This is a genomic window from Streptomyces sp. NPDC050535 (assembly GCF_044457665.1).
GTDB lineage: Bacteria > Actinomycetota > Actinomycetes > Streptomycetales > Streptomycetaceae > Streptomyces.
This window is the reverse complement of record NZ_JBITHE010000017.1, coordinates 97,407-120,814: the sequence shown is the minus strand read 5'-3', so window position 1 is coordinate 120,814 and position 23,408 is coordinate 97,407. Positions and strand designations below refer to the sequence as shown.

General features: G+C 70.2%; 19 protein-coding genes and 1 pseudogene. 11 read left to right on the top strand and 9 right to left on the bottom strand.

Annotated elements, in window-relative coordinates; genetic code table 11:
* The first annotated feature begins 126 nt into the window (after window positions 1-126).
* Window positions 127-1,626 carry a hypothetical protein gene (locus ACIBLC_RS30900; protein WP_399214622.1) on the top strand — a complete coding sequence of 500 codons (1,500 nt, stop codon included), beginning with the start codon at window positions 127-129 and terminating at the stop codon, window positions 1,624-1,626.
* Window positions 1,627-1,666: 40 nt separating this feature from the next.
* Here ACIBLC_RS30900 and ACIBLC_RS30895 read toward each other — a convergent pair whose 3' ends face one another.
* Window positions 1,667-3,091 carry a PP2C family protein-serine/threonine phosphatase gene (locus ACIBLC_RS30895; RefSeq protein WP_399214621.1) on the bottom strand — a complete coding sequence of 475 codons (1,425 nt, stop codon included), beginning with the start codon at window positions 3,089-3,091 and terminating at the stop codon, window positions 1,667-1,669.
* Window positions 3,092-3,406: 315 nt separating this feature from the next.
* Window positions 3,407-4,093, bottom strand: a complete 687-nt coding sequence (locus ACIBLC_RS30890) for a TetR/AcrR family transcriptional regulator (RefSeq protein WP_399214620.1) — start codon at window positions 4,091-4,093, stop codon at window positions 3,407-3,409.
* A gap of 97 nt (window positions 4,094-4,190) precedes the next feature.
* On the opposite strand from ACIBLC_RS30890, the gene ACIBLC_RS30885 reads away from it, so the two are divergent.
* Together ACIBLC_RS30885 and ACIBLC_RS30880 are read left to right on the top strand one after the other, a co-directional pair.
* The gene (locus tag ACIBLC_RS30885) at window positions 4,191-5,261 is read left to right on the top strand and encodes a medium chain dehydrogenase/reductase family protein (protein WP_399214619.1); all 1,071 of its coding nucleotides are present in this window, start codon (window positions 4,191-4,193) and stop codon (window positions 5,259-5,261) included.
* Window positions 5,262-5,389: 128 nt separating this feature from the next.
* Entirely contained in the window at window positions 5,390-7,420 is a 2,031-nt protein-coding gene (locus tag ACIBLC_RS30880) for a phosphocholine-specific phospholipase C (RefSeq protein WP_399214618.1), read from the top strand.
* On the opposite strand, the gene ACIBLC_RS30875 is transcribed toward ACIBLC_RS30880, so the two are convergent.
* From ACIBLC_RS30875 to ACIBLC_RS30860, 4 genes are all read right to left on the bottom strand, one after another.
* Window positions 7,410-8,435, bottom strand: coding sequence for a Gfo/Idh/MocA family protein (locus ACIBLC_RS30875; protein WP_399214617.1), 1,026 nt, complete (start codon window positions 8,433-8,435; stop codon window positions 7,410-7,412). The genes ACIBLC_RS30880 and ACIBLC_RS30875 overlap by 11 nt on opposite strands.
* A 52-nt stretch (window positions 8,436-8,487) precedes the next feature.
* On the bottom strand, window positions 8,488-9,591 hold the full coding sequence (locus ACIBLC_RS30870; protein WP_399214616.1) for a chemotaxis protein: 1,104 nt from the start codon (window positions 9,589-9,591) through the stop codon (window positions 8,488-8,490).
* Between the two features lie 224 nt (window positions 9,592-9,815).
* On the bottom strand, window positions 9,816-10,340 hold the full coding sequence (locus ACIBLC_RS30865; RefSeq protein WP_399214615.1) for a DUF4232 domain-containing protein: 525 nt from the start codon (window positions 10,338-10,340) through the stop codon (window positions 9,816-9,818).
* 159 nt (window positions 10,341-10,499) lie between these two features.
* Complete coding sequence (locus ACIBLC_RS30860) at window positions 10,500-12,221, bottom strand: alpha/beta fold hydrolase (protein WP_399214614.1); 1,722 nt, start codon at window positions 12,219-12,221, stop codon at window positions 10,500-10,502.
* 296 nt (window positions 12,222-12,517) lie between these two features.
* On the opposite strand from ACIBLC_RS30860, the gene ACIBLC_RS30855 reads away from it, so the two are divergent.
* Both ACIBLC_RS30855 and ACIBLC_RS30850 read left to right on the top strand, forming a co-directional pair.
* On the top strand, window positions 12,518-13,213 hold the full coding sequence (locus ACIBLC_RS30855; protein WP_399214613.1) for a chaplin: 696 nt from the start codon (window positions 12,518-12,520) through the stop codon (window positions 13,211-13,213).
* Window positions 13,214-13,292: 79 nt separating this feature from the next.
* Window positions 13,293-13,559, top strand: a pseudogene (locus tag ACIBLC_RS30850) (GNAT family N-acetyltransferase); the annotation flags it as partial.
* Here the strand turns inward: ACIBLC_RS30850 and ACIBLC_RS30845 are convergent.
* Window positions 13,559-14,803: an MFS transporter gene (locus ACIBLC_RS30845; protein ID WP_399214612.1), complete on the bottom strand. Its 1,245-nt coding sequence runs from the start codon at window positions 14,801-14,803 to the stop codon at window positions 13,559-13,561. The pseudogene ACIBLC_RS30850 and the gene ACIBLC_RS30845 overlap by 1 nt on opposite strands.
* Window positions 14,804-14,862: 59 nt before the next feature.
* Here ACIBLC_RS30845 and ACIBLC_RS30840 point away from each other — a divergent pair, with 59 nt between their 5' ends.
* A complete protein-coding gene (locus ACIBLC_RS30840; RefSeq protein ID WP_399214611.1) occupies window positions 14,863-15,273 on the top strand; it encodes a MerR family transcriptional regulator in 411 nt (136 codons plus the stop codon).
* Here the strand turns inward: ACIBLC_RS30840 and ACIBLC_RS30835 are convergent.
* Window positions 15,266-16,027, bottom strand: coding sequence for an MBL fold metallo-hydrolase (locus tag ACIBLC_RS30835; protein ID WP_399214610.1), 762 nt, complete (start codon window positions 16,025-16,027; stop codon window positions 15,266-15,268). The two genes, ACIBLC_RS30840 and ACIBLC_RS30835, sit on opposite strands and share 8 nt — an antisense overlap.
* Window positions 16,028-16,263: 236 nt before the next feature.
* Here ACIBLC_RS30835 and ACIBLC_RS30830 point away from each other — a divergent pair, with 236 nt between their 5' ends.
* The gene (locus tag ACIBLC_RS30830; RefSeq protein WP_399214609.1) at window positions 16,264-18,270 is read left to right on the top strand and encodes an RICIN domain-containing protein; all 2,007 of its coding nucleotides are present in this window, start codon (window positions 16,264-16,266) and stop codon (window positions 18,268-18,270) included.
* An 85-nt stretch (window positions 18,271-18,355) separates the two neighbouring features.
* Here the strand turns inward: ACIBLC_RS30830 and ACIBLC_RS30825 are convergent, their stop codons facing one another.
* Window positions 18,356-18,760, bottom strand: a complete 405-nt coding sequence (locus ACIBLC_RS30825) for a cupin domain-containing protein (protein ID WP_399214608.1) — start codon at window positions 18,758-18,760, stop codon at window positions 18,356-18,358.
* 232 nt (window positions 18,761-18,992) lie between these two features.
* Between ACIBLC_RS30825 and ACIBLC_RS30820 the strand changes: the two genes are divergently transcribed.
* The 4 genes from ACIBLC_RS30820 to ACIBLC_RS30805 all read left to right on the top strand — a co-directional run bounded on the left by ACIBLC_RS30820 (window position 18,993) and on the right by ACIBLC_RS30805 (window position 23,287).
* The gene (locus ACIBLC_RS30820) at window positions 18,993-19,556 is read left to right on the top strand and encodes a carboxymuconolactone decarboxylase family protein (protein WP_399214676.1); all 564 of its coding nucleotides are present in this window, start codon (window positions 18,993-18,995) and stop codon (window positions 19,554-19,556) included.
* Between the two features lie 38 nt (window positions 19,557-19,594).
* On the top strand, window positions 19,595-21,130 hold the full coding sequence (locus ACIBLC_RS30815) for a sugar ABC transporter ATP-binding protein (RefSeq protein ID WP_399214607.1): 1,536 nt from the start codon (window positions 19,595-19,597) through the stop codon (window positions 21,128-21,130).
* Entirely contained in the window at window positions 21,127-22,149 is a 1,023-nt protein-coding gene (locus ACIBLC_RS30810; protein WP_399214606.1) for an ABC transporter permease, read from the top strand. Before ACIBLC_RS30815 ends, ACIBLC_RS30810 begins: the two co-directional genes overlap by 4 nt.
* 175 nt (window positions 22,150-22,324) lie before the next feature.
* Window positions 22,325-23,287: a sugar ABC transporter substrate-binding protein gene (locus tag ACIBLC_RS30805; RefSeq protein ID WP_399214605.1), complete on the top strand. Its 963-nt coding sequence runs from the start codon at window positions 22,325-22,327 to the stop codon at window positions 23,285-23,287.
* Window positions 23,288-23,408 lie beyond the last annotated feature (121 nt).

The window sequence follows — 23,408 nt, the reverse complement described above, 5'->3', positions numbered from 1 at the left end:
GTTCCTACCTGACACCGGACGCCCAGTGGCACACCATCTGGCGCACCCTGGCGAACCCTGGCGAATAGTCGCTCAGCAACTGACAGGCGGTTACTGTCAACTCAGCCGAGAACCTGGGGGCTTGACGTGAACGGACAACCCAACACTCGTCTGTCGGACCTGTTCGGCCTGGCCGGCTGGTCCAAGGGCGAACTCGCGAGAATGGTCAACCGGCAGGCGGCGGCCATGGGCCACCCCCAACTGGCGACCGACACCTCACGGGTGCGGCGGTGGATCGACACGGGAGAGATCCCGCGCGATCCGGTACCACGGGTGCTGGCGGCTCTTTTCACCGAGCGTCTCGGTCGTGTCGTGACCATCGAGGATCTCGGTCTGGTCCGGCACGGGCGCGTGGGGAAGAGGCAGAGCGGCGGGAGTGTGGAACATCCCGACGGCATGCCGTGGGCGCCCGAGCGGACTGCCGCGGTCCTCACCGAATTCACGGGAATGGACCTCATGCTCAACCGACGCGGCTTGGTGGGCGCGGGTGCCGCGCTTGCCGCGGGCTCCGCACTCAGTTCTGCCATGCACGAGTGGCTGCACACCGATCCGGCCCTCGCGGCCGACGCCCCTGAACTCGACGATCCCCTGCACGCCGACCCCGCCGGGTTCGACCGCTACGAGGCCGCCCCCATCGGGTCCCAGGAGATCGAGGAGCTGGAGCGCTCGGTCGAGGTGTTCCGCGCCTGGGACGCGGCCCGCGGTGGCGGGTTGCAACGCAAGGCTGTGGTGGGCCAGCTCAACGAAGTGGGAGGCATGCTCTCCTACCGGCACCCCGACCATCTGCAACGGCGCCTGTGGGGCGTCGCCGCCAATCTCGCCGTCCTCGCCGGCTGGATGTCGCACGACATCGGCCTGGAGCCCACGGCACAGAAGTACTTCGTCATCGCCGCCCACGCGGCACGTGAGGGCGGCGACCGGCCGCGTGCCGGGGAGGCGCTGTCGCGGGCGGCTCGCCAGATGGTGCATCTGGGCCGGCCCGACGACGCACTCGACCTGATGAAGCTCGCCAAGTCCGGTTCCGGCGAAGAGGTGTTGCCCCGCGCCCGGGCCATGCTCTACACCATCGAGGCCTGGGCGCAGGCTTCCCTGGGCAAGGGCCAGGCCATGCGGCGCACCCTCGGCGAGGCGGAGGACCTGTTCGTCTCCGACCGGGGTGACGTGCCTCCGCCGAGCTGGATGCAGATGTTCGACGAGGCCGACATGCACGGCATGCAGGCACTCGCCTATCGCACCCTCGCCGAACACGAGCCGGCCGCGGCCGGCACCGCGCAGCGCCACGCGAAGGAGGCCCTCAAGCTGCGCGGGACGGGCCGGGAGAGGTCGCAGATCTTCGACCACATCTCCCTGGCGTCCGCATGTTTCATCGCCGACGACCCCGAACAGGCCGACCGGTACGCGCGGCTCGCCTTGACGTCGATGGGGACCAACTCCTCGCACCGCACCTGGGACCGGTTGCGCGAGATGTACCGGCTCACCGGGCAGTACTCCAGCTACCCGAAGATCCACGAGCTGCGCGAGGAGATCGAACTCGCTCTGCCCAAGGGCACGTTCAAGCCGAAGGGTGGCAACAGCGCGCGGGCGTAGGCCCCTCGGGGGATAAGTCCAGCGGGGTAGGTCCGATCCGTCAGGGGCCGACCCTGGCCACGAGCACGCAGGCATCGTCCTCGCGCTCGGCCTCGCCGAATTCCTCGACAACCGTCCGTACACACTCCTGGGCCGTGCGGGCCCCGCCGAAGCGTGGGGCCAGGGCGAGCAGCCTCGGCGCGGCAGCCGCTCCGCCGGGGACCAGTCCGTCCGTGCGCAGGATCAGCAGGTCGCCGGCTTCGAGTGTCTCCTCGGCCTGCCCGTAGGCGGCACCCGAGGTCGCGCCGAGCAGCACGCCTTCCGGTGCCGCGAGCACGCGCCCCGTCCCGTTGCGGAACAGCAGCGGGGCGGGGTGTCCTGCCTGTGCCCAGGTGAGGGTGCGGGTGTCGGGCCGGTAGCGGCAGCAGACGGTGCTGCCGAGGACCGGTTGGACGGAGGCGTCCAGCAACTGGTTGAGCCAGGAGAGGAGTTGACCCGGCTGGGTGCCGGTCACGGCCATCCCGCGCAGGGCGCCGATCAGCATCGCCATGCCCGAGGTCACGGAGACTCCGTGGCCTGTGAGGTCGCCGACGCTCAACAGCGTTTCGCCGTTTGGCAGTTCCAGCGCGTCGTACCAGTCACCGCCGACCAGTGCGCCGCTCGACGACGGCAGGCAGTGGGCGGCGAGATCGAGAGTCTCGGGACCTCGGCGCGGGAACCGCAGGGACCCGCGCCACGGCGGAAGCACCGCCTCTTGCAGTTCTACCGCGAGCCGGTGCTCGGTCTGCGCGCTGTGCCGCTGGCGCTGGAGCGAGTCACGGGTCTCGCTCACCGTCCGCTGGCTGCGGCGCAGCTCGCTGACGTCGCGCAGCACAGCCCACATGGAGACGGTACTGCCGTCGGCGTCGAGCACGGGCTCGCCCATCATGTGCACGTTCCGCACTCCGCCGTCGGGGCGCTGGATGCGGAACTCCCCGTCGATGGGCTTGGCGTCGATGAGGCAGTCCGTGACCATCGTGGTCAGCATGGGCCGGTCGTCGTCGTGCACCAGCGAGGGCAGCTCGTCGAGGGTGAGCGGCGGAGCGGCCGGGTCGCGTCCCAGGATCCGGTAGAGCTCCCCCGACCAACTGGCCTCGTCCGTCAGCAGATTCCATTCGGCACTGCCGACCCGGCTGAGCAGCGAGCCGCGCCGGGGTGTGACCGGCACGGCTCGGACGGCGGGGAGGGCCGCGGGCTGGACGGGCGCGGGAGGTGGTCCGTCCCGCAGCTGGGCCAGGTGCTCGTCGAGGTCGTTGAGTTGATGGAGCGCCAGATTGCACAGCGCGCGCTGCCAGCGTCCCTGCGGGTCCTCTTCGTCGGCAGGCGCCTCACGTCGTACGGCGTCCACTTCGCCACGCAGCCGTCGCGTCTGCGTAATGAGCGCGTCGACCGCGCCGCGCTGGGGCGGCTGGGCGGCTGAGCGGTCCGCAGAGAGATGGGAGGGCATGACGTACTCCGATGCGGGGACGGTACGACCAAGGCTGTCGGAAGGACCGTTACGACTCTCGCACAGCCCAGGACGCGCTGTAAGTGATTTGGCAACACACGATCCGGTGGTGCTTCTGGCATATGCCACAGTCCCCATGGAGTGGTTGCCCCAGTCATGTTCCGTACGCGTCGGGCGGGGTCAAGTCGTAGGCAACGTACGTGACTTGACGGCATCCGGGACTGCCCGCGCGCATTGTTCATTCTCCTGTTCGAGGGTCGTTTGTGCTAGTCCCTCCATCTGTCCGGCGTCAAAGGCCCACCTGTGTGTCCGGCGTCAGAGCGAGCGTACGAAGTCCCGCACGTCGGCTTCGTAGAGGTGGGTCGGGTCGATGCCCATCGAGGAGAAGTTGGCCTCGATCTCCAGGGTCACCAGACCGTGCAGGCGTGCCCAGAGGATCGTGGTGCGAGCGGCGACCGCGGCGGTGACGTCCTCGAATCCATGGCGCTCCATCCACTTCTGGAACTGGGCTTCGGAGCCCTCGGGAGCCGCGGCGTCCGGCTTCGCGAGAGCGCTCACCACCTCCAGTGTGACGGCCATGAGCGGCTGCGATGCCTCGACGAGACTCGTGGACTGGGCGTCGTAGCCTGCCAGGGGTGCGCGGAACAGCAGCCGGTAGCGGTGCGGCTCGGCCAGCGCCCAGGCCCGGTAGGCGTGGGCGACCGCGGTCAGGCGGACGACCGCGTCCTTCGCGTTCTTGTCGGCCGCGTCGGCGAGGGCGCTCGCCAGGTCCCCGTAGGCATCGATGACCAGCTCGGTGAGCAGGCTGTCCCGGTTGGCGAAATAGCGGTAGAGAGCCGGGCCCGTCATGCCCACCTGCTTGGCGATGGCGTTGAGCGACAGGGCCTCCGGGCCGCCTTCGGCCAGCTGTCGCAGCGCCGCCGTCTTGACCTCCTGGCGTACCTGCGCCCGGAAGCGGTCGCGCGGGCCGGGCTTCGTCCCGCTCTCTGTGGTCATCGTCATCGCCTCTTCGTCCGCGCTGTCGGTGGTTCTTGACTTACTGAATATAGAGGAGCAAGCTTTCGTTAGAACCTATCACGAACACGTGAAGCTATTACGAATGAAAGGGTCCGACCTCATGGACAACAAGACCGCCGCCGACCTGGTGACCGAAGTCGTCCTCCCCGGTGTCGTGGAGCCGTCCGGCCTCGAGATCCGCACCCGTCCGGCACCACGGCCCGGCACGGGCGAGGTCGTCCTCGCCATGGAGGCATCCGGGGTGTCGTTCGCGGAACAGCAGATGCGCCGCGGCAAGTACTACGACCAGCCGCCGTTCCCCTTCGTCCCCGGCTACGACCTGGTGGGCGTCGTCATCCGGGTCGGCGAGGGAGTGGACGCGACGCTGACCGGCCGCCGCTTCGCCGCGCTGACCAAGGTCGGCGGCTGGGCCGACCAGGTGGTCGTACCGGCCGCCGCCCTGGTCGAGGTCCCCGGCACGCTGGACCCCGCGGACGCCGAGACGGTGGTCGTCAACGGCATCACCGCCTGGCAGATGCTGCACCGCACAGCCAAGACCGGGGCCGGTCAGACGGTGCTGGTGCACGGCGCGAACGGAGGCGTGGGCTCGACCCTGGTGCAGCTGGCCACCCACGCGGGGATCCGTGTCATCGGCACCGCCTCGCCGCGCCACCACGACGCGGTGCGCGCGCTCGGAGCGACGCCGCTCGACTACCGCGACACCGATCTGCCCGCCAGGGTGCGCGAGTTGGCGCCCGGCGGCGTCGACGCCGTCTTCGACCACGTCGGCGGTGACGGGCTCGTCGACTCCTTCCGGCTGCTCGCCAGGGGCGGCACGCTCGTCTCGTACGGCAGCGCCGCCACCCGGGACGCCGCCGGTTCCTCGAAGCTGCCCGTCCTCAAACTCATCGGACGGCTCTTCCTCTGGAAGCTGCTGCCCAACGGCCGGCGGACGCACTTCTACAACATCTGGGCGGGCAAGCGCCGTTCGGCCGCCTTCCAGGCCCGGCTGCGCACCGACCTCGGGCGCGTCTTCGCCCTGCTCGTCGACGGCTCCATCACCGCGCAGGTCGCGGCCCGTATCCCGGTCAGCCGGGCGGCGGAGGCCATGCGGCTCGCCGAGTCCGGCACCATCACCGGCAAGGTGATCCTCGTACCCGACAACCACGGCTGAGCGGACCGCCCGGAGGTTCGACCGCTGTTCACCCCCGCCTAACCGGCCGGGCAGGGACCTTGACGATCACCGCGTGCACGCTTGCGCGCGGTGTGCCGCAGGGGCCATCCAGTGACAAGGGCGGGCGAATGACACCGATCAGCCGAAGAGGCTTCGTGGGGCTCGGCGCAAGCGTCGCGGCAGGCGCCGCGACAGGCATCGGTTCGCGGCCGGCCGCCGCCGCGAGCACCGCGGCGACGGTGACCGGCACGATCTCGGACGTGCGCCATGTCGTCGTCCTGATGCAGGAGAACCGCAGCTTCGACCACTACTTCGGCCGTCTCAAGGGCGTCCGGGGGTTCGCCGACCGCAGCGGCATCACGTTGTCCGGCGGCTACTCCGTCTTCAACCAGCCGAACGGAAGCGGCAGGCAGTATCCCTGGAAGCTCAGCTCCACGCCCGACGCGGGCGGAACGGACGGCGAGACCCTCGCGCAGTGCAACGGAGACCTCCCGCACTCGTGGACGTCCCAGCACTCCGCGTGGAACAAGGGGCGGCTCGACAACTGGGTCTCGGGCGTCGGCAACGTCCGCACGATGGGCTACCTCGACCGGACCGACATCCCGTTCCACTACGCGCTGGCCGACAACTACACCATCTGCGACGCCTACTTCTGCTCCACGCTCAGCGCCACCGGGCCCAACCGAACGTACCTGTGGAGCGGCAAGGTCGACGGCAGCAGCTACGACGGCGGCGACGAGTCCGGGCTGACCTGGCAGAACTACGCCGAGGCACTGCAAGCGGCCGGAGTGAGCTGGAAGGTCTACCAGAACGCCCAGGACAACTACGGTGACAACGGCTGCGCGTACTTCAAGAAGTTCGCCGACGCCGAGGCGGGCGACCCGCTCCACGACCGCGGCATGGCCTCCGTACCCGCGGTCACCGGCTCGACCCCCGACGACATCGCCGCCGCCATCAGGGCCGACGTCCTCGCGGGCACGCTGCCCCAGGTCTCCTGGGTGGTCGCCAACGAGGCGTTCTCCGAGCACCCGTACGCCCCGCCCGGTGACGGCGCCCACTTCGTCGACCTCGTCTACCGCGCCCTCGCCGCCGATCCGGAGGTCTTCGACTCGACCGTCCTGTTCCTCAACTACGACGAGAACGACGGCTTCTTCGACCACGTGCCGCCCCCGGCGCCGCCCGCGGGCACGGTGGGGGAGTTCCTCAACGGCGTTCCGTACGGTCTCGGTTACCGCGTCCCCATGCTGGTCATCTCACCCTGGACGCGAGGCGGTTGGGTCTCCTCGGAGGTCTTCGACCACACCTCCGTCCTGCGCTTCCTCGAGACCTGGACGGGCGCGCTCGGCAAACCCGCCGCCTGCCCGAACATCAGCGCCTGGCGACGCAGGGTCACCGGCGATCTGACCGGCGTCTTCGACTTCGCGCACCCCGTGTACGGCGCCGCCTCGCTGCCCGCGACCGGCGTCATCGGGTTGGGCACCTGCGGCCCGCTGCCCAACCCGGTCCCCACGACCAACGCGCTGCCCGTGCAGGAGTCCGGCACCCGCCCCGCCCGCGCCCTCCCGTACCAGCCGAACGGCTACCTGGACCGCCTGGAGTTCGGCACCGGCGGCAAGATCCTCGCCTGGTTCGCGATGGCCAACCAGGGCACCCCGGCCAAGAGCGCCGCGCACTTCTCCATCCACCCCAACGCCTACCGCGACACCACGCCCTGGCAGTACACCGTGGACGCGGGCGGCACCGCCTCCGACTACTTCGACATCGGCACCGGTTACGGCGCCGGGAAGTACGACATCTCGATGGCCGGCCCGAACCGCTTCCTGCGCCGCTTCAAGGGCGACGCGTCGAAGGCGGGCAAGTCCGCGGAGGTGAGCACCCGTTACGCCACCGAGCCCGGCACCGGTAAGACCGCGATCTACTTCAGGATGACCAACTCGTCAGCCGCCGCCGTGAAGTTCACCATCACCTCGAACCAGTACCGCACCGACGGACCCTGGACATACACCGTCGCGGCCGGCGGTTCGGCGGAGGACCACTTCAACGCGGTCGCCCACCAGGGCGGTTGGTACGACTTCACGGTCACCGTCGACTCCGACGCCACCTGGTCGCGCCGGTTCACCGGGCACCTCGAGACGGGCGCGGCGAGCGTCAGCGGGTGACGCGCGCGTAGAGCTCCGGGCGCGGGACGAGTTCGACGGTCACCCGGCCGCCGCTCTCCTGCGCCCTGACTCCCGCCTCGGCGACGACGGAAGCCGCGTACCCGTCCCAGGCACTCGGCCCGGTGACCCGACCCTCGCGGGTCGCGTTCACCCAGGCCCGCACCTCACGGTCGTAGGCGTCCGCGAACCGTACGAGATAGTCCTGAGCCACTTCCTCGCGCGCGGAGCCCGCGGTCGTCACGACCATCGTGTGCTCGTCCCCGATCCGTGCGCTCCCGCTCTCGCAGACCGCCTCGCACCGCACCTGGTAGCCGAAGCCGGAGTTGACGAAGATCTCCACGTCGACCAGCGCGCCGCCCGCCGTCTCGAACAGCACGAGCTGGGGGTCGAGGAGACCCTCCGGGGCGTTCGAGGACGGGCGCGGACGGAGCACGGTCACGGCCGTGAGCTCCTGGTCGAGGAGCCAGCGCGCCGCGTCGATCTCGTGCGACACGGAGCTGTTGACCAGCATCGCGGTGGTGAAGTGGGCCGGCGAGGACATGTTGCGGTGCGTGCAATGGAGCATCAGCGGACGCCCGAGGCGGCCGGAGTCCAGCAGGGACTTCAGACGCTGGTACTCGGCGTCGTACCGGCGCATGAACCCGACCTGCGTCAGCCGCCTGCCGAGCCGCGCCTCGGCCTCCACGACCCGCAACGCCCCGGCCGACTCCGGAACCATCGGCTTCTCGCACAGCACCGGCAGACCTCGCGCGAAGGCCGCGAGCAGCGCCTCCTCGTGCGCGGGACCGGGGGACGCGATCAGCACGGCCTGTACGCCGGGTGCGTCGAGCGCGGCCATCGCCTCCGCGTGCACCGACACGTCGTCGATCCCGGCCACGACATCCTTCACCCGCTCGATGTCGGGATCCGCGACCGCGGCGACCCTGGCGCCGCTCACCGCCCGGTCGATGCGCCGTACGTGATCGGCACCCATGTGTCCCGCACCGAGGACCGCCACACCCAGTAGTTCGCTCACGTGCCCCGCACCTCTCCCGCCGACAACCGAGGATCATTGTCGGCCGGGGAGATCAGTAACGCAGCACCCCCGCGATCCCTTGCGCGTCTGCGAGAGTGCCGTCGGGGACGAAGCGCACCTCGGCACCGGTCTCCAGACACTGTTCGACGATCTCGTCGACGATGTCCTCGCGGGCGTCCAGGTCACCGCTCTCGGCCGGGACGAGATGGTCGCCGCCGTCGTCGCGTACCGTCACGCGGAAGTTCTCCTCGACGGCGAGCAGTTGGACCCGGCCCTCGGCCGCGCTCTGCCACACCTCGTCGACCCCGGCGGCGAACGCCTTGCGGCCACGGGCCGTTTCGAGTTCGCGGGCCACCGCGTCGACGTCCTTCCTCGCCTCGGCGCTGATCAGCGGACCCACCGCCTGCCACACCGCGTCGGGCGTGCCGTGCGCGAGGCCGCCGTGCGGGATGTGCGCGGCCTTCTTGGTGCCGGTGACGGTGCCGATCTCGTCGAGGAGAGAGAGGGCGGAGGTCTCACCGGTGACGTACAGCGGTCGCGGATGCTCGCGCAGGACGGCGCTCGCGGCGGTGTCTGCGTCACGCAGGAAGTGCCGGGTCTGCTCGTCGCGGAAGGTGCTGGGCAGGTCGCCGACGCGTTCCTGCCGCTCGGCGTCCGGGTCCTCCAGGCTCCGCGTGAGCGGGAAGCCGCCGGCGTGCTCCTCGACGACACGTTCGGCGCCGCCGTTCCACAGCGTGATGCGGTCCGCCGAGACCGAGAGCACCCAGAAGGGCCGCTCGGAGGCCTGCGCGGCGACGAGGTTGCGGGTCAGGAAGGTGTCCGACAGGACCACACGCTCCGGCACGGTGCGCGCCAGCGACCAGACCTGGTGTTCACCCGGGGCCGCGAAGATCACGAGGCCGTCCTCGGCATGCGCCAGATCGACCTCGGCGAGGGCCCGGTCGAGCTGCTCGACGAGGTCCAGCCGGCGTTCACGGCTGACCGACGGATCGGCCTCCAGCTGTTTCTTGGCCTCGGCGACCACATTGCGCAGCCGGACCGGATCCTGGGCGTTGTCGGGTTCGCGGCGGTGGGTCGGCGTCAGCACGGAGACCGCGGGGTAAGGCCGGGGCCTGCGCAGTTCGGTCAGGGTCGCGGGACTGAGTGCGTGCTCCATACCTGCACGATAGAACCAATTCGCCTATCGGGCATTTGGTGCATTCGGGCGTTGGGAGGTCGTCGCCGCCAGATTGGGGCGCGGGACGGAGGATGCGAGGCGCGGGCCATGACGCACGGGACACGGGACGCGATACGCGAGGCCCGGGGCGCGGACTGGGCGGCGGGTGTGCCGCACGGCCTCCGCTCCCGGACCTCGTGCGTGTCCTGGCGACTGCCGAGCGTCTACTTGAGCCCGAGCGCCTTGTCCGCGGCGGCCACCGACGGCTTCCACCACGTCGTCACCGGCTCCCACACGAGGACCGCGTCACCCGCGCCCAGCTCCCGCGCGCTGAAGGTGCGGCCGAACCGCGCCGGGTCGGCGGACACGGTGACCGAGTCCACCCGGCGCGCCTCGGGGTCTGCCAGGTCGCCGATCGTACGGACGGCCGCGTACGCGGTCCTGCCCGCGCCGATCCGGTAGGGACCGCTGTCCCCGGCCGGCACCGGCAGGGCCGCGCCGTCGAGGTCCCCGAAGGTGACGGTCGGGATGCGGTCGACGGTGCAGGTCCGCTTGGAGTGGTTGGTGACGCTGATGTGCACGACGGTGGGGTTCGCGGACTGCCGCGCCGCCAGGGTCAGGGTCTTCTCCGGGCAGGCGGCGACCTTGGTGGCGGCCGAGCTCTGAGGAGTGGCGGCCGAGCCCTGGGGCGCGGCGACGAGGAGCGCCGCGGCAGCGGTCGCGAGGGCGAGGACGGGTCGGATACGCATCGGTGGTGTTCCCCCTGTGTTGGGCATGTGTACGGGTCGTGCGGCGTGCCCGGTCGAGGCGACGCCTGCCCAGTGTGACAACCGGGGAGTTGACGAGGTTGTAGCCGACTTGTCCGTGTTACGTGGCTGTTGCATTTCTCCGGTGTCCGCGACCCCTGTTCACTCCTCGGAGTCCGGCGGCCCGCAGGAGCTGCCGCTGTCCGGCAGGGAGCCGTACAGCAGGAAGTCGTCGACCTTCTGGTGCACGCACCTGGAGGACGCGTACCCGGTGTGCCCGTCGCCCTTGTTGTCCAGCACGACGGCCGAGGAGCCGAGACGCTCCGCGGTCTCCATGGTCCAGCGGTAGGGAGTCGCGGGGTCGCCGCGGGTGCCGATGAGGAGCATCTTGCCGGTGTCGACGTCACGCACCTTCTCGCGTATGTAGTCGGTGCCCTTGGGGCGGCCGTAACACATCAGTACCTGGGTGAGCCGGTACTCGCCGAAGACCGGGGACACCTGCGCGTACTCGGTGCGGAGCCGCTCGATCTCCTCGGCGACCTGGTCGGCGCTGGGCCGGTCTGGGTCGTCCGCGCAGTTGATCGCCATCAGGGCTGCCGGGAGGTTGTCGATGGGGACGTCCACCGGGTCGACCAGGCCGCCGTCCGGTTCGGCCGTCACGGTCAGCTCGTCGTCCCGCCGGGTGGCCACAGCGGGTGAACCGTCAGGCCTGGCTCCTACGTCGGGTGAACCCTTCGGCTTGGCTTCCACGACGGGTGAACCCTCCGGCTCGGCACCCACAACGGGCGGGAGCCCCGGCTTCGCCCGCACGCCGGTGCCGGGGAAGGCCGCGCCCCCCGACAGTTGGGTGAGCCAGCGGGCGTCGCCGTCCTGGAGCAGGGAGTTGAGGGCCTGCTCCAGGGTGGGCCACATCTGGCGGCTGTAGAGCGCCTGGCTGATGGCGCCCACCAGGTCCTGGCCGGAGAACTCCTGACCGAAGTCGGCCGGAACCGGGTCCTCGTCCAGTGAGCCGACGAGCTGGACGACCTGCGTACGGGCGCTTCGCACATCCTGCCCGAACGGACAGGCGAGGTCCTTGGTGCACCAGGCGAGGAAGTCCTCCAGCGCGGTCTGCTGCCCTTCGGCGCCCACGAGCCCCTGCTCGGACATCGACTCGGTGAGTGTGTCCACGCCGTCGAGGACCAACCGGCCCGTCCGCTTGGGGAACTGGGCCGCGTACACCGCGCCCAGCCGCGTTCCGTAGGAGAAACCGAGGTAGTTGAGCTTCTTGTCACCGAGAGCCTGGCGCATCACGTCCATGTCCCGGGAGGCGTTGACCGTGCCTATGTGGCGCAGCACGGGCCCCGAGTGCTTGGTGCATTCGTCGGCCGCCTTCCGCAACGCGTCGAGGGCGGCCCGCGGATCGCCACCCTCGGCGGCGCCGTCCGTCATGCCGTACGCCTCCTCGGCGGCGTCGCCGCAGCTGACGGGCGAGGACTGGCCGACGCCTCTGGGGTCGAAGGTGACCACGTCGTAGCCGTTCGTCAGGCCCATGAACTCCTTGCCCCCGACGGCCAGTTGAGGTATCCCCGCACCGCCGGGACCGCCGAAGTTCAGCAGCACCGAGCCCCGTGATCTGCCCGTCGCGCGATAGCGGGCCAGCGCCACGTCGAGTGTTCCGTCACCCGGGTTCGCGTAGTCCAGCGGGACGGTCACCTTTCCGCACTGCATGTCCTCGGGCGTCTCGTATCCCCTGCACGCGGACCACTTGATCCGTTGGCCGTAGAAGCGGGACAGGTCGGGTTCGTCGGCGGCCGTCGCCACCGAGGGCGTTCCGGCCGCCAGCAGGGCCAGCGTCACGGTCGTCGCTCCGGCGAACGCGCAGCGTTGGTGCACGGACAGCATGCATGCCTCCAGGTACGCCCGGCTGCCCCCTCGCTCACGATAAGGGCGGGTCCCGGGGGTCGCCTCTGGGCGAGCGGAACGGGGCGCGGTGACTTACCCTGCGCGTCCGAAGGGCGCGGGCGCGTGGTCCACGTGTTTCGCGAGCGCCGATACCGGTCGTACGAGCCGCGCCACCAGTTCGATAACCAGGACGCTCGATGGGGTGAAAGGCCGATAAGCCATAACTCGGATGGTTCTTACGCGTTTTATGGCATGCGGGCGACCGCCCGCGACCATGTCTGGAAGGCAGGGACCCTATGAAACGGGTTACCCGAAATGGATTGATCGCCGCAGTCGCCGCCTCGGGCGCGATGGCCGTGACCATGCCGGCGCACGCCGACTCCGAGGCGGACGGCACCGCGGCGGGTTCGCCCGGTCTGATCTCCGGCAACACCGTCCAGCTCCCGGTGCACGTTCCGGTGAACGTGTGCGGGAACACCGTGAACGTCGTCGGGCTGCTGAACCCGGCGGCGGGCAACAGCTGTGCCAACGAGGGCGGCGGCCGGGCCGAGACGCCCGGCGGTAGGGGCGGAAGCGGGGCCGAGGCGCCCGGCGGTTCGAAGGGTGGTGCCGTCGCGCACGGCGGCGGACGGGATTCGCCAGGTGTGCTCTCCGGCAACGGTGTGCGGCTGCCTCTCGATCTCCCCGTCAACGTCACGGGCAACTCCGTGAACGTCGTCGGCATCGGCAACGCGGTCGTCGGCAACGAGTCCGCGAACGTCTCCGAGGGCCGTCCCGGCCGCCCGGCCGCGCCCGCGCCGAAGCCGCCCGTCCCGCCTGCCAAGGCGCACACGCCTGCGGGGAAGCCGGCTCACCGGACCCCGCCGCGGCACATGGCCTCCCTCGCCGAGACCGGCGCGGACCAGGCGCTGCCCGCGATCGGCGCGAGCGCCGCGCTGCTCCTGGGCGGGGCGGTTCTGTACCGGCGGTCCCGGGCGGTCGCCGCCCGGTGATCCCGCCGTCCCTGCGGGCCGACGCCGAAAAGCCGTACCAGGAACGGGCCCGCAGGGATGGACCTCGCGGGGATCCTTCCGTGACGCCCTGCGCGTCGGCCCGCTGTTCGCCGCCACCGCCACCGCCGTCACAGCCGAGGACGCGCGGGCGCTGTTCGCCGCGCTGAGCGGTGAGGCCGCCGGGCGGGAGGTCGGCATCGACGTCCCGGGGACGAACGCGGCCGGAGTCGCCCTCGCCGAGGAATTCGGCCGCACCCCCTCCTTCGACACGGCCCGTATGTACACGGGTCCGGTCAGGCCGTTCGCGGGCGAGCGCGTGTACGGAGTCACCACCCTCGAACTCGGTCAGGAGCGTGAGCTGTTGGAGGTGGCGGGGGACTTGAAGCGGTCCTCTGTGGGGCGCCGTACGGGAAAGGCCCGGCCGTGCCCCAGCGCCACGACGGCCAGCGCGGCCGCGATCAGCGGCAGCGCGGCCCAGGGCAGCGGCCCGGCGCCCGCGCCCTCCAGGACGAGCCCGCCGGTGAGCGAACCCGCGGCGATGCCCGCGTTGTAGACCGTGGTCTGGAGCGAGGTGGCCACATCGGCGTTGACGGGTCCGCAGGCGTCGACCAGGGCGGTCTGGATCAGGGTCGGCGCCCCGCCGAAAGCGGCGCCCCACAGGGCCACCGAGACGAGGAGCACGGCGGGGCTCCTCGCGTACAGCCCCAGGGCGAGCAGCGCGCACGCGATGGTGGCGAGCGCCGTCAGCAGAGTTCGTCGCAGGTACCTGTCGACCAGTACGCCGGTGACCCAGATCCCGGCCACGGTGGCCACCCCGAACATCAGCAGGACCGGACCGGTGTGGCCGAATCCCGCATGCTCCGCGAACGGGGCGACGTACGTGTACATCACCTGGTGGCCGAGGAGCAGCAGCAGAGTGACCGACAGGACGGTCGCGATCCCGGGCAGGGCGGCCACCCGGCGCAGTGGCACGCACGCGCCCGCCGCCTCACCGGGGAAGCCCGGAACCCGCCATCGGACCCAGACCGCGAGCAGCACGGCGACCACCGTCAGCAGGGCGAAGACCGCGCGCCAGCCGAGCGCGTCGGCCAGCGCGGTGCCCGCCGGGACACCCAGCGACAGGGCGAGCGTGATCCCCGCCAGGACGATCGCGATGGCTCGGCCGCGCTGCTCGGCGGGGACCATGCGGGCCGCGTACCCGACGAGCATCGCCCACAGCAGGCCGCCCATGACCCCTGCGGTGAGCCGGGCCACGAAGGTGAGCGCGTACGCGGACGACAGCGCGGTCACCGCGTTGCAGCAGGCGAAGCCCACGAGGGCGCCGAGCAGCACCGGGCGGCGTGGCAGACCGCGCGACGCGGCGGTCAGCGGCACGGCGGCGAGGAAGGAGGCGAGCGCGTAACCGGTCACCAGGAAACCGACCCGCCCCTCGGAGACGCGCAGGTCCGCTGCCATCCGCGGCAGCAGACCGGCGGGCAGAAGCTCGGTCATGACGGCGGTGAAGGCGGCTGCGGACAGCGCCATCAGGCCTGACAGGGGGAGCCTGGCGGCAGGCGCGGCGGTGCTGCCGGCGGGCGGGGCGACGGTCATGGGACCATGCTGAAACCTTCACATCAGTGTGAAGGCAAGTGCGTTCATCAGGGGGAGCCATGAAGATCGGTGAACTGTCGCGACGGACCGGTGTCCCCACCCGGATGCTGCGGTACTACGAGGAACAGAACCTGCTGAACCCCGCGCGGGGCGAGAACGGCTATCGGGAGTACGGCGTCGAGGCCGTCCAGTGTGTCCAGCAGATCCGCGGACTGCTCGACTCCGGACTCACCACCGAGATCATCCGCGCCATCCTGCCGTTTCTGTCCGCGCCCGGCGAGATCCATCTCCACCCCGCGTGCCTGACGCCGGAGACCGCCGTGCTGCTGAGCGACGAGATCGACCGCATCCAGAGCCGCATCGACTGCCTGAGCCGCAACCGGGACGCGCTCCGGGCCTACCTGGAGGCGGTCAGCTCCGACCGGCAGCAGGGCATGGCCGGTTCCGCCCGGCCGGAGGGCGTCAGCTAGCCGACTCCCGCGCGCGTCGTGCGGCCTCGGGCACGGAACCGCGGTGCACGGGACCGTGCCCGGGGAGCAGGACGTCCGCGGCGAGGGCCTCGATGTGCGCCAGCGAGGCGCGGGCCTGCTCGCGTTCGCCGTCGAACATCGCCGGCAGGAGCTGCGGACCCCGTAGCCGGGACGTGGGATGGCCGCTGACCAGCGCGTCTCCGGAAATCGTGACTCCGGCGTCCGGGAGATGAAAGACGCAGTGCCCCGCCGTATGGCCCGGCGTGTGCACCGGAACCGGACGGCCGGGCAGATCGAGCGCGCCCTCTCTGGGGAACGGCTCGGGCCTGGTCATGCGGACGTCCGCCTTGCCGCCCGACCTGAGAGCGCGCAGTGCCCACGGCAGTACGCCGGGACGCCAGGCCTGGCGCATCACCTGCCCGACGCTCACCTGGTGCAGGAACTCCCGGCGCGCGTGCGGCAGTTCGGCCTCGTGCAGATACACGGGCGTACCGAAGGTGCCGCTGAAGTACTCGGCCGAACCCAGGTGGTCGTTGTGCGCGTGCGTGATGAGCACGCCCGTGACGGCCTCGGGGGAGTGGCCGAGAGCGTCCAGTGAGGCCAGGACGGCCTGCCGGTCGCCGGGATAGCCCGTGTCGACCAGGGTGACGCCGTCACCCTCGGTGAGGATCACCCAGTTCGTGTTGCTGCCGTGGACCAGGTGGACCCCGGAAGCCACCTCGACGATCTTCTCGTCCGCCGTCCCGTCACGCATGACTCTCCCCGACATCGAGATCTTTCCCGGCCGAGCGCGGCCGTGCAGGGCGAAGGTATCGCGCGTGCCCGAAAGCGTCCCGGCCGCATCCCGACCGCTCCACCGCGGGTGTTGGCGAAACGTGAACGGCCTTTGCGGTCAAGGGACTTGACGTGCCGCTGACAAGGCGCTGCCATATGGCGAGTCTCGTTGACTTTTGTTCGAGTCTGCGAACAAACCGCTCAAGGGAGAGCCGCATGTCCACTATTTCGAACACGTCGTTGCTCAGGCGCCTCCTGAGACGCGCCGTCGTTCAGTGCGCCGTCCTGTGCCTCACCGTCGCCGGGCTGGCCGGCCTCGGCCGCTCGGCCGCACCTCTCGCGACCGAACCGGTGGCCGTCAGCACCAACCAGATCGGCGTCAGCCCCGCCCCGATGGGCTGGGCCTCCTGGAACAGCTTCGCGAGCGTCATCGACTACGACACGATCAAGGCCCAGGCGGATGCCCTCGTCTCCTCGGGAATGGCCGCCGCGGGCTACAAATACGTCAACATCGACGAGGGCTGGTGGGTGGGCACCCGCGACAGCGCCGGCGACATCACCGTCGACACCGAACAGTGGCCCGGCGGGATGAAGGCCATCGCCGACTACATCCACAGCAAGGGCCTGAAGGCCGGCATCTACACCGACGCCGGGAAGAACGGCTGCGGGTACTACTACCCGACTCCGGACACCGTGCCCGCCGCGCCCAACACCGGTATGGAGGGCCACAACCAGCAGGACCTCCAGGCCTTCCAGAACTGGGGGTTCGACTTCGTCAAGATCGACTGGTGCGGCGGCGACGCCGAGGGCCTCGACCAGGAGACGACGTACAAGGCGATCCGCGACGCCAACGTCGCCGCGACCGCGGTGACCGGGCGCTCGCTGGTGCTGTCGCTGTGCGAGTGGGGCACGGGCAACCCCTGGAACTGGGCCGCGGGCACCGGTGACATGTGGCGCACCAGCACCGACATCGTGTTCTGGCCCAGCAACCCGTCCATGTCCAGCATCCTGGCGAACTTCGACAAGTCCCTGCATCCCGCCGCCCAGCACACCGGCTACTACAACGACCCCGACATGATGACGATCGGCATGACCGGTCTGAGCGCCGCGCAGAACCGTACCCACATGGGACTGTGGGCGATCGCCGGCGCGCCACTGCTCGCGGGCAACAACCTCGCCACCATGAGCGCGTCGACCGCCTCGATCCTCACCAACTCCGAGGTCATCGCGATCGACCAGGACGCGCGCGGACTCCAAGGCGTCGAGGTCGCCGAGGACAGCACGGGTCTGCAGGTCTACAGCAAGATCCTAGCCGGCACGGGCAAGCGCGCGGTCCTGCTGCTGAACCGTACGTCCGCGGCGGCCAACATCACCGCCCGCTGGCAGGACTTGGGGCTCACCACGGCGTCGGCCGCGGTGCGTAACGTGTGGTCCGCGTCCAACGCCGGCTCGTACGCCACGAGTTACACCGCTTCCGTGCCCGCGGGGGAGGCCGTCCTGCTCACCGTCTCGGGCACGGAGGGCTCCGGGACGACGTACGAGGACACCACCTCGGCCACGACACCGACGTTCACCGGGGTCACCGCGGCCGGTGCGGGCACGAGGCTGATCGACATCAGTTACGCCAACTCCGGTTCCACGGCCCGCAAGGCGACCTTCCGGGTCAACGACCAGTACACGCAGACGCTCGCCCTTCCGCCCACCGGGTCGTCGACCACGTACCGGACGGTCTCCGTGCTGGCCCACCTGGCGAAGGGGTCGAACACGCTCGTCTTCGGGCCATCGGGCACCGCGCCCGACATCGACGCCGTGGCCGTCCGTGCCATCCCGGGAACCAACGGCACGGCGATCGTCGGCACCGGCTCCGGGCGCTGCCTCGACTTCTTCAAGAGCTCCATCGGCAACAACACCCAGGCCGAACTCTGGGACTGCGGCGGAGGCCAGAACCAGACGTTCACGTACACCTCGCGCGGCGAGCTCGTCGTCTACGGCAACAAGTGCCTCGACGCCTACGACAGCGGCACCGCAAACGGCACCCGGGTCGTCATCTGGGACTGCCACGGCGGCACCAACCAGAAGTGGACCGTCAACTCCAACGGCACCATCACCAACAACGTCTCGGGGCTGTGCCTGGACGCGCTCGGCAACGGCACGGCGAACGGCACGCTGATCGACCTGTGGGCGTGCAACGGGGGAGCGAACCAGCAGTGGACCCGCAACTGAGCGGCGGCTGAACTCGGTTGGGCGCGCGGGGGTGGTTCTCCCTTGGAGGCCACCCCCAACTGGGCCACACGCAGGCCAAATTGCGTCAGGCCATCTGGTCCTGGGCCGAGAGGTGCTCCACCGTCACGCCCGTCTCGGTGAACGTACGTGTCACCGTCCCCGACGTGTAGACCCACAGAATGCGCAGAGGACTGTCACCGACATTCCTGAAGAGATGAGGAATCGGTGACGGAACGTAGGTGGTGTCGAACCGCTCCAGCTTCGTCACCTCACCGTCGACCACGACCTCCGCCTCGCCTTCGAGGATCGTCACGTGCTCGTCGCAGTTGTGCGAGTGCATCGGCGCCCCCGAACCCACCGGATACACACTCATCCCGCTGGTGATCCGGTTCTCCCCGTCCGCCGACGTCGTGGTGATCAGCGGCGTCGTCACGACGGAACCGCCTCGGTCGAGCAGGGGCACGGACGCGGTCTTGATGATGGTGCTCACTCGGGGGTCCTCTCCACTTCACGGTGATGCGTCGAATGACGTTAGGTCCCGGCCCCGCGAATGGGTGCCCTCCACCGTGCAGTTTTACCTTGCATTCCGAGGTGGGTGAGCTTCTCGAACCCGGCTGTACCGTCGGCGGCGTCGCACGGCTTCCCAGTACGTGCCTGAAACACGCCGGAAAGAAAAGGCAGGTATCGGCCACATGAGGCTCCCCGTTCTCACCGATGACGACATGGATCCGCGCCAGCGGGAACTGGCCGCCCGCATCGCCGGCCGGCGCGGCGCCGTACGCGGCCCGTTCCGGGTCTGGCTGCACAGCCCGGAGATGTGCGAACGCGCCGAGTCCCTCGGGGCCTTCGCCCGCTTCGACTGCAGCCTCCCCAAGCACCTGCGCGAACTCACCCTGCTGATGGCCGCCAGGAACTGGGACGCGCAGTACTCCTGGAACGCGCATGTGCACCAGGCGATCGAGGCCGGCATCCCGGAAGCCGCGGTCGAGGCCGTCGCCGAAAAGCGCGAGGCGGTCTTCGACAGCGACGCCGACCAGGCCTTCTACCAGTTCTGCCGCGAGATCCTGGACGACCACTTCGTCTCCGACGAGACCTTCGCCCGCGCGCTCGGGCACTTCGGTTCCAAGGGCCTGGTCGACACCATCGGCGCGCTCGGCAACTTCACCATGCTCGGCATGTGCCTCAACACCTTCCAGGTCGACCTCCAGGCCGACAAGGAACCCCCGTTCCCGGACATCCGCGGCTACGGGCGTGTGGTCTCCGCCGGCGACCGGCCGCGGCCGTGACAGCCCCGACGACCCGGGACACGCAGGGAGGTATCGCCGTGACCCCCAGGACACCGGCCAAGCCCACCGGCGGTGCCGACACGGCACCCGAGGCGGTGATCCGCGTACGAGGCGTCTCCAAGAACTTCGGCGGGGCGGCCGCGCTCAAAGGCGTCGACCTCGACCTCTACCCCGGCGAGATCCACGCGCTGATGGGCATGAACGGAGCGGGCAAGTCGACGCTGGTGCAGATCCTCTCCGGGGTCCACCAGGCCGACGGCGGCACCATCGAGGTCAACGGGCAGGCACAGTCGGGACTGACCGTGCGCAAGGCCCGCAAGCTCGGCATCGCCTGCGTCCCGCAGCGCCGCGAACTGGCCATGGGACTGACCGTCGCGGAGAACGTGATGCTGGGCGACCTGCCCACCCGGCGCGGCACCGTCCACTGGAAAGCGGTCAGGGACGAGGCGCGGAGGGCGCTGTCCGGACTCGGCATCGACATCGACGTCGCGCGGACCGCAGCCTCGCTCACCGTCGCCGAACAGACCATGGTCGAGGTGGCCCGCGAGGTCCGCCGAGGCGGCCGGATCCTGATCCTCGACGAGCCGACCGCCTGTCTGAGTGCCGAGGCCGCGGGCCAGATCCGCGACCTGGTGCGGACCCTGCGCGACGACGGCGTCGCCGTCGTCTACATCTCGCACTACATCGACGAGGTCATGGCCGTCGCCGACCGGCTCACGGTCCTGCGCGACGGGGAAGTGGTACGCAGCGCGCCCGCCGCCGAGATGGACCAGGCCGGGCTCGTACGGAGCATGGTCGGCCGGGACGTGGTCTCGCGGCGTCCCGAGCGCCCCGCCCCGAAGCACGAAGCAGGCCTCGTCGTACGCGGTCTGAGCCACGGCCGGGCCATCGAGGACTTCACCGTCGAGGTGCGCAAGGGCGAGATCGTCGCCGTCCTCGGACCCGCGGGCGACGCGCAGTCCAAGCTGTTCGACCTGTTGTCCGGACGGCAACGGCCGGACACCGGCGAACTGCACGTGGACGGCAGGTCCGTGCCCTTCGGCCGGGTCCCCGCCTCCCTCGCCAGCGGACTGCGCTGCGTCACCGGTGACCGCCGCAGCCTGGGCCTCGTCGCCGGGATGACCCTGGACGAGAACCTGATGCTGGCCGACGACCGCTTCACCCGGCGCCGACTGCACCGCCGCGGTGAACTCGCCCGCCGGGCCGCACCGCGCCGCGACAGCTACGGAGTGGTCGCCCTCAGCGGAAACCCGCCGGTGGGCGCGCTGTCCGGCGGCAACCAGCAGAAGGTCCTGCTCGGCAAATGGCTGGAGACCGATCCGGTCGCCTGCTTCCTGGAGGACCCCACCAACGGAGTGGACGTCGCGGCCATGGCCGACATCCACACCCTGGTCGACGACCTCGCCTCACGCGGTGTGGCCGTACTGCTCGCCTCCTCCTCCGCCGAGGAGGTCATGCGCCTCGCCGACCGTGTCGTCGTCGTCAGCGCGGGCCGCACGGTCGCCGAACACGACATCACCGCCATCACCCGCGACGAACTCGTCGCCACCGCCCTCGGAGGTCAACCCCAGTGAGCCTCAAGACCCCCTCCGCCTCCCCGGACGCCGTGGCCGACCCGCCCGCGCCCCAGCGCACCGCGTCCCGCCTGGCACCGCAGGCCCTGCTGCGCGTCCCGCACGGCGGACTGATCGTCGTCCTCGTCCTGGTGGCGCTGTTCACCGCCCTCCAGGCGGACTCCTTCACCACCTCCCAGAACCTGATCAACGTACTGCGGCAGATCAGCGTGACCGCCGTCATCGCGGGCGGGCTGACCCTGCTGATGACCGCCGGCGGCATGGACTTCTCCATGGGCAGCAACGCGGCGGTCACCGTGTCGGTGGCCGCGACCCTGCTGCACAGCGGTCAGTCCACGTCGGTCACGGTGATCCTCAGCCTCCTGCTCGCCACCGCGATAGGCCTGGTCAACGGTCTGGTGGTGACCTATACCCGGGTAGCCCCCTTCGTCGCCACCCTCGCGTCCGCCATGCTCCTCGACGGCGTCGCCCTGCTGGTCCTCAACGGTGAGAGCGTCACCATCGGCGACAGGATGTCGGCGCTCGGCAACTCCAAGTTCCTGGGCATCCCGTACCTGCTGATCGTCGCCCTGCTGGTGCTCGTGGCGATCGGCCTGGTCATGCGGTTCACCACCTTCGGCCGCGACGCCTTCGCGATGGGCGGCAACGAACACGTGGCCCGGCTGAGCGGCATCAACGTCCCCGGACGCAAGCTCGCCCTCTACGCACTCGCCGGAGCCCTCGCGGGACTGGCCGGACTGATGCTGCTCTCCCGGCTCGGCGCCGCCGCCCCGAACACCGGCGGCCTGCAGACCCAGCTCACGGCCGTCGCCGCGGTGGTCATCGGCGGCACCTCGCTGGCCGGAGGACGCGGCACCGTCGTGGGCACCGCGCTGGGCGCGGTACTGCTCGGCGTCGTCGCCAACGCCCTCAACCTGCTCGAGGTCAACAGCTACTACCAGTACGTCGTGACCGGCGGGGTGCTGCTCGTCGCCGCCATCGTCAACGAGTTCCAGCGCAAGTCTGAGCCGGGCCACTAGCAACCGGAGGCCGTCGACGCCGGCCACCAGGACCGCGTCCGGCCGTCCACGCGAGTCGGGTCATCAGCTCCGCCCCGACCGGAGCGCACACCTTTTTCGCGCATCCCCACGCAGTTCTCGCGCGCCCCCACACCCGTCACACCTTCTCTTCAACGATGCAGGAAAGGCCAACCCCATGAAGCCCACCGCCCGCCACCGCCGCGCCGCCGCGGCCTCGCTCGTCGGCGCAGCCGCGCTCATCCTCTCCGGATGCGGCTCGGAGAACGACAGCGGGGGCGCTGCCGGCGGCTCGGTCACCCTCGGTTTCGTCAACGGCGCCAACACCAACTTCCACAGCTGTCTGCTGAAGGCCGTGGAGGCGCAGGCCAAGACGGACGACGCCAAGGTGTACTCGGCCAACTCGAAGCAGGACGCCGGGACCGAGCTGTCCAACATCGAGGACATGATCGCCCGGAACGTGGACGCGCTGATCGTCCAGACCGTGAACGTCGACGCCCTCGAGGGCGACATAGCCAAGGCCAAGTCCGCCGGCATCCCGATCTATCTGACCTCCGTGGCCACCTCCGACATGTCGAGTGTTCTCGGTGCCGCGGTCGTCGACCTCAAGAAGGTCGGCGGCCTGGACGCCGGCTGGATCGAGCAGGACGCCGCGGGCAAGGACGTGAGCGTCGGGATCGTCGCCGGGGCCCCCGGAGCCGCGTCCGACCTGCTCGTGGGCGGCTTCAAGGACGGCCTGCCGGCCAACGCCGAGGTGGTCGCCAACCAGCCCGGCATGTTCAACCCGGTCAAGGCCCAGGAGGTCGCCGAGAACATGATCCAGGCCAATCCCGGCCTGGACTACGCCTTCGTCGCCAACGAGGAGATGGCCTTCGCCGTGCGCAAGGCGTTCGACGCCGCGGGAGCCGAGGACGTCAAGATCGTGACCGTGAACGGCACCGAGGAGGGGGTGGCCGCCGTCAAGAGCGGAGAGTTCTCCGCCACCGTGGCCAACTCGGCGATGACGATCGGCCAGACCGCGGTCAAGAACACGATCGGGCTGCTGGACAAGGACAAGACGGTTGACAAGATTGCCAACATTCCTCTTGTCTTGGTCACCAAGGACAACCTGAGCGAAGCACCCCAGTACTGCCCCAAGTAAGCGCGGGCCCCACCGGGAAAACGGTGCCTGTCTCACCGCGTCCGAGCCGCAGTACTCGTCGCGCCGCAATGTTCTGGTAGAGCCACCCCTCACTCACGGACTGCCGTGAGTGGGGGACCCC

Coding starts and splice junctions, on each gene's coding strand:
- ACIBLC_RS30890 (WP_399214620.1), bottom strand. CDS start 4,093: ATGACGATGACCACAGAGAGCGGGACGAAGCCCGGCCCGCGCGACCGC.
- ACIBLC_RS30820 (WP_399214676.1), top strand. CDS start 18,993: ATGGATCCGCGCCAGCGGGAACTGGCCGCCCGCATCGCCGGCCGGCGC.
- ACIBLC_RS30830 (WP_399214609.1), top strand. CDS start 16,264: ATGTCCACTATTTCGAACACGTCGTTGCTCAGGCGCCTCCTGAGACGC.
- ACIBLC_RS30895 (WP_399214621.1), bottom strand. CDS start 3,091: ATGCCCTCCCATCTCTCTGCGGACCGCTCAGCCGCCCAGCCGCCCCAG.
- ACIBLC_RS30845 (WP_399214612.1), bottom strand. CDS start 14,803: ATGACCGTCGCCCCGCCCGCCGGCAGCACCGCCGCGCCTGCCGCCAGG.
- ACIBLC_RS30865 (WP_399214615.1), bottom strand. CDS start 10,340: ATGCGTATCCGACCCGTCCTCGCCCTCGCGACCGCTGCCGCGGCGCTC.
- ACIBLC_RS30835 (WP_399214610.1), bottom strand. CDS start 16,027: ATGCGTGACGGGACGGCGGACGAGAAGATCGTCGAGGTGGCTTCCGGG.
- ACIBLC_RS30840 (WP_399214611.1), top strand. CDS start 14,863: ATGAAGATCGGTGAACTGTCGCGACGGACCGGTGTCCCCACCCGGATG.
- ACIBLC_RS30885 (WP_399214619.1), top strand. CDS start 4,191: ATGAAAGGGTCCGACCTCATGGACAACAAGACCGCCGCCGACCTGGTG.
- ACIBLC_RS30855 (WP_399214613.1), top strand. CDS start 12,518: ATGAAACGGGTTACCCGAAATGGATTGATCGCCGCAGTCGCCGCCTCG.
- ACIBLC_RS30880 (WP_399214618.1), top strand. CDS start 5,390: ATGACACCGATCAGCCGAAGAGGCTTCGTGGGGCTCGGCGCAAGCGTC.
- ACIBLC_RS30805 (WP_399214605.1), top strand. CDS start 22,325: ATGAAGCCCACCGCCCGCCACCGCCGCGCCGCCGCGGCCTCGCTCGTC.
- ACIBLC_RS30860 (WP_399214614.1), bottom strand. CDS start 12,221: ATGCTGTCCGTGCACCAACGCTGCGCGTTCGCCGGAGCGACGACCGTG.
- ACIBLC_RS30870 (WP_399214616.1), bottom strand. CDS start 9,591: ATGGAGCACGCACTCAGTCCCGCGACCCTGACCGAACTGCGCAGGCCC.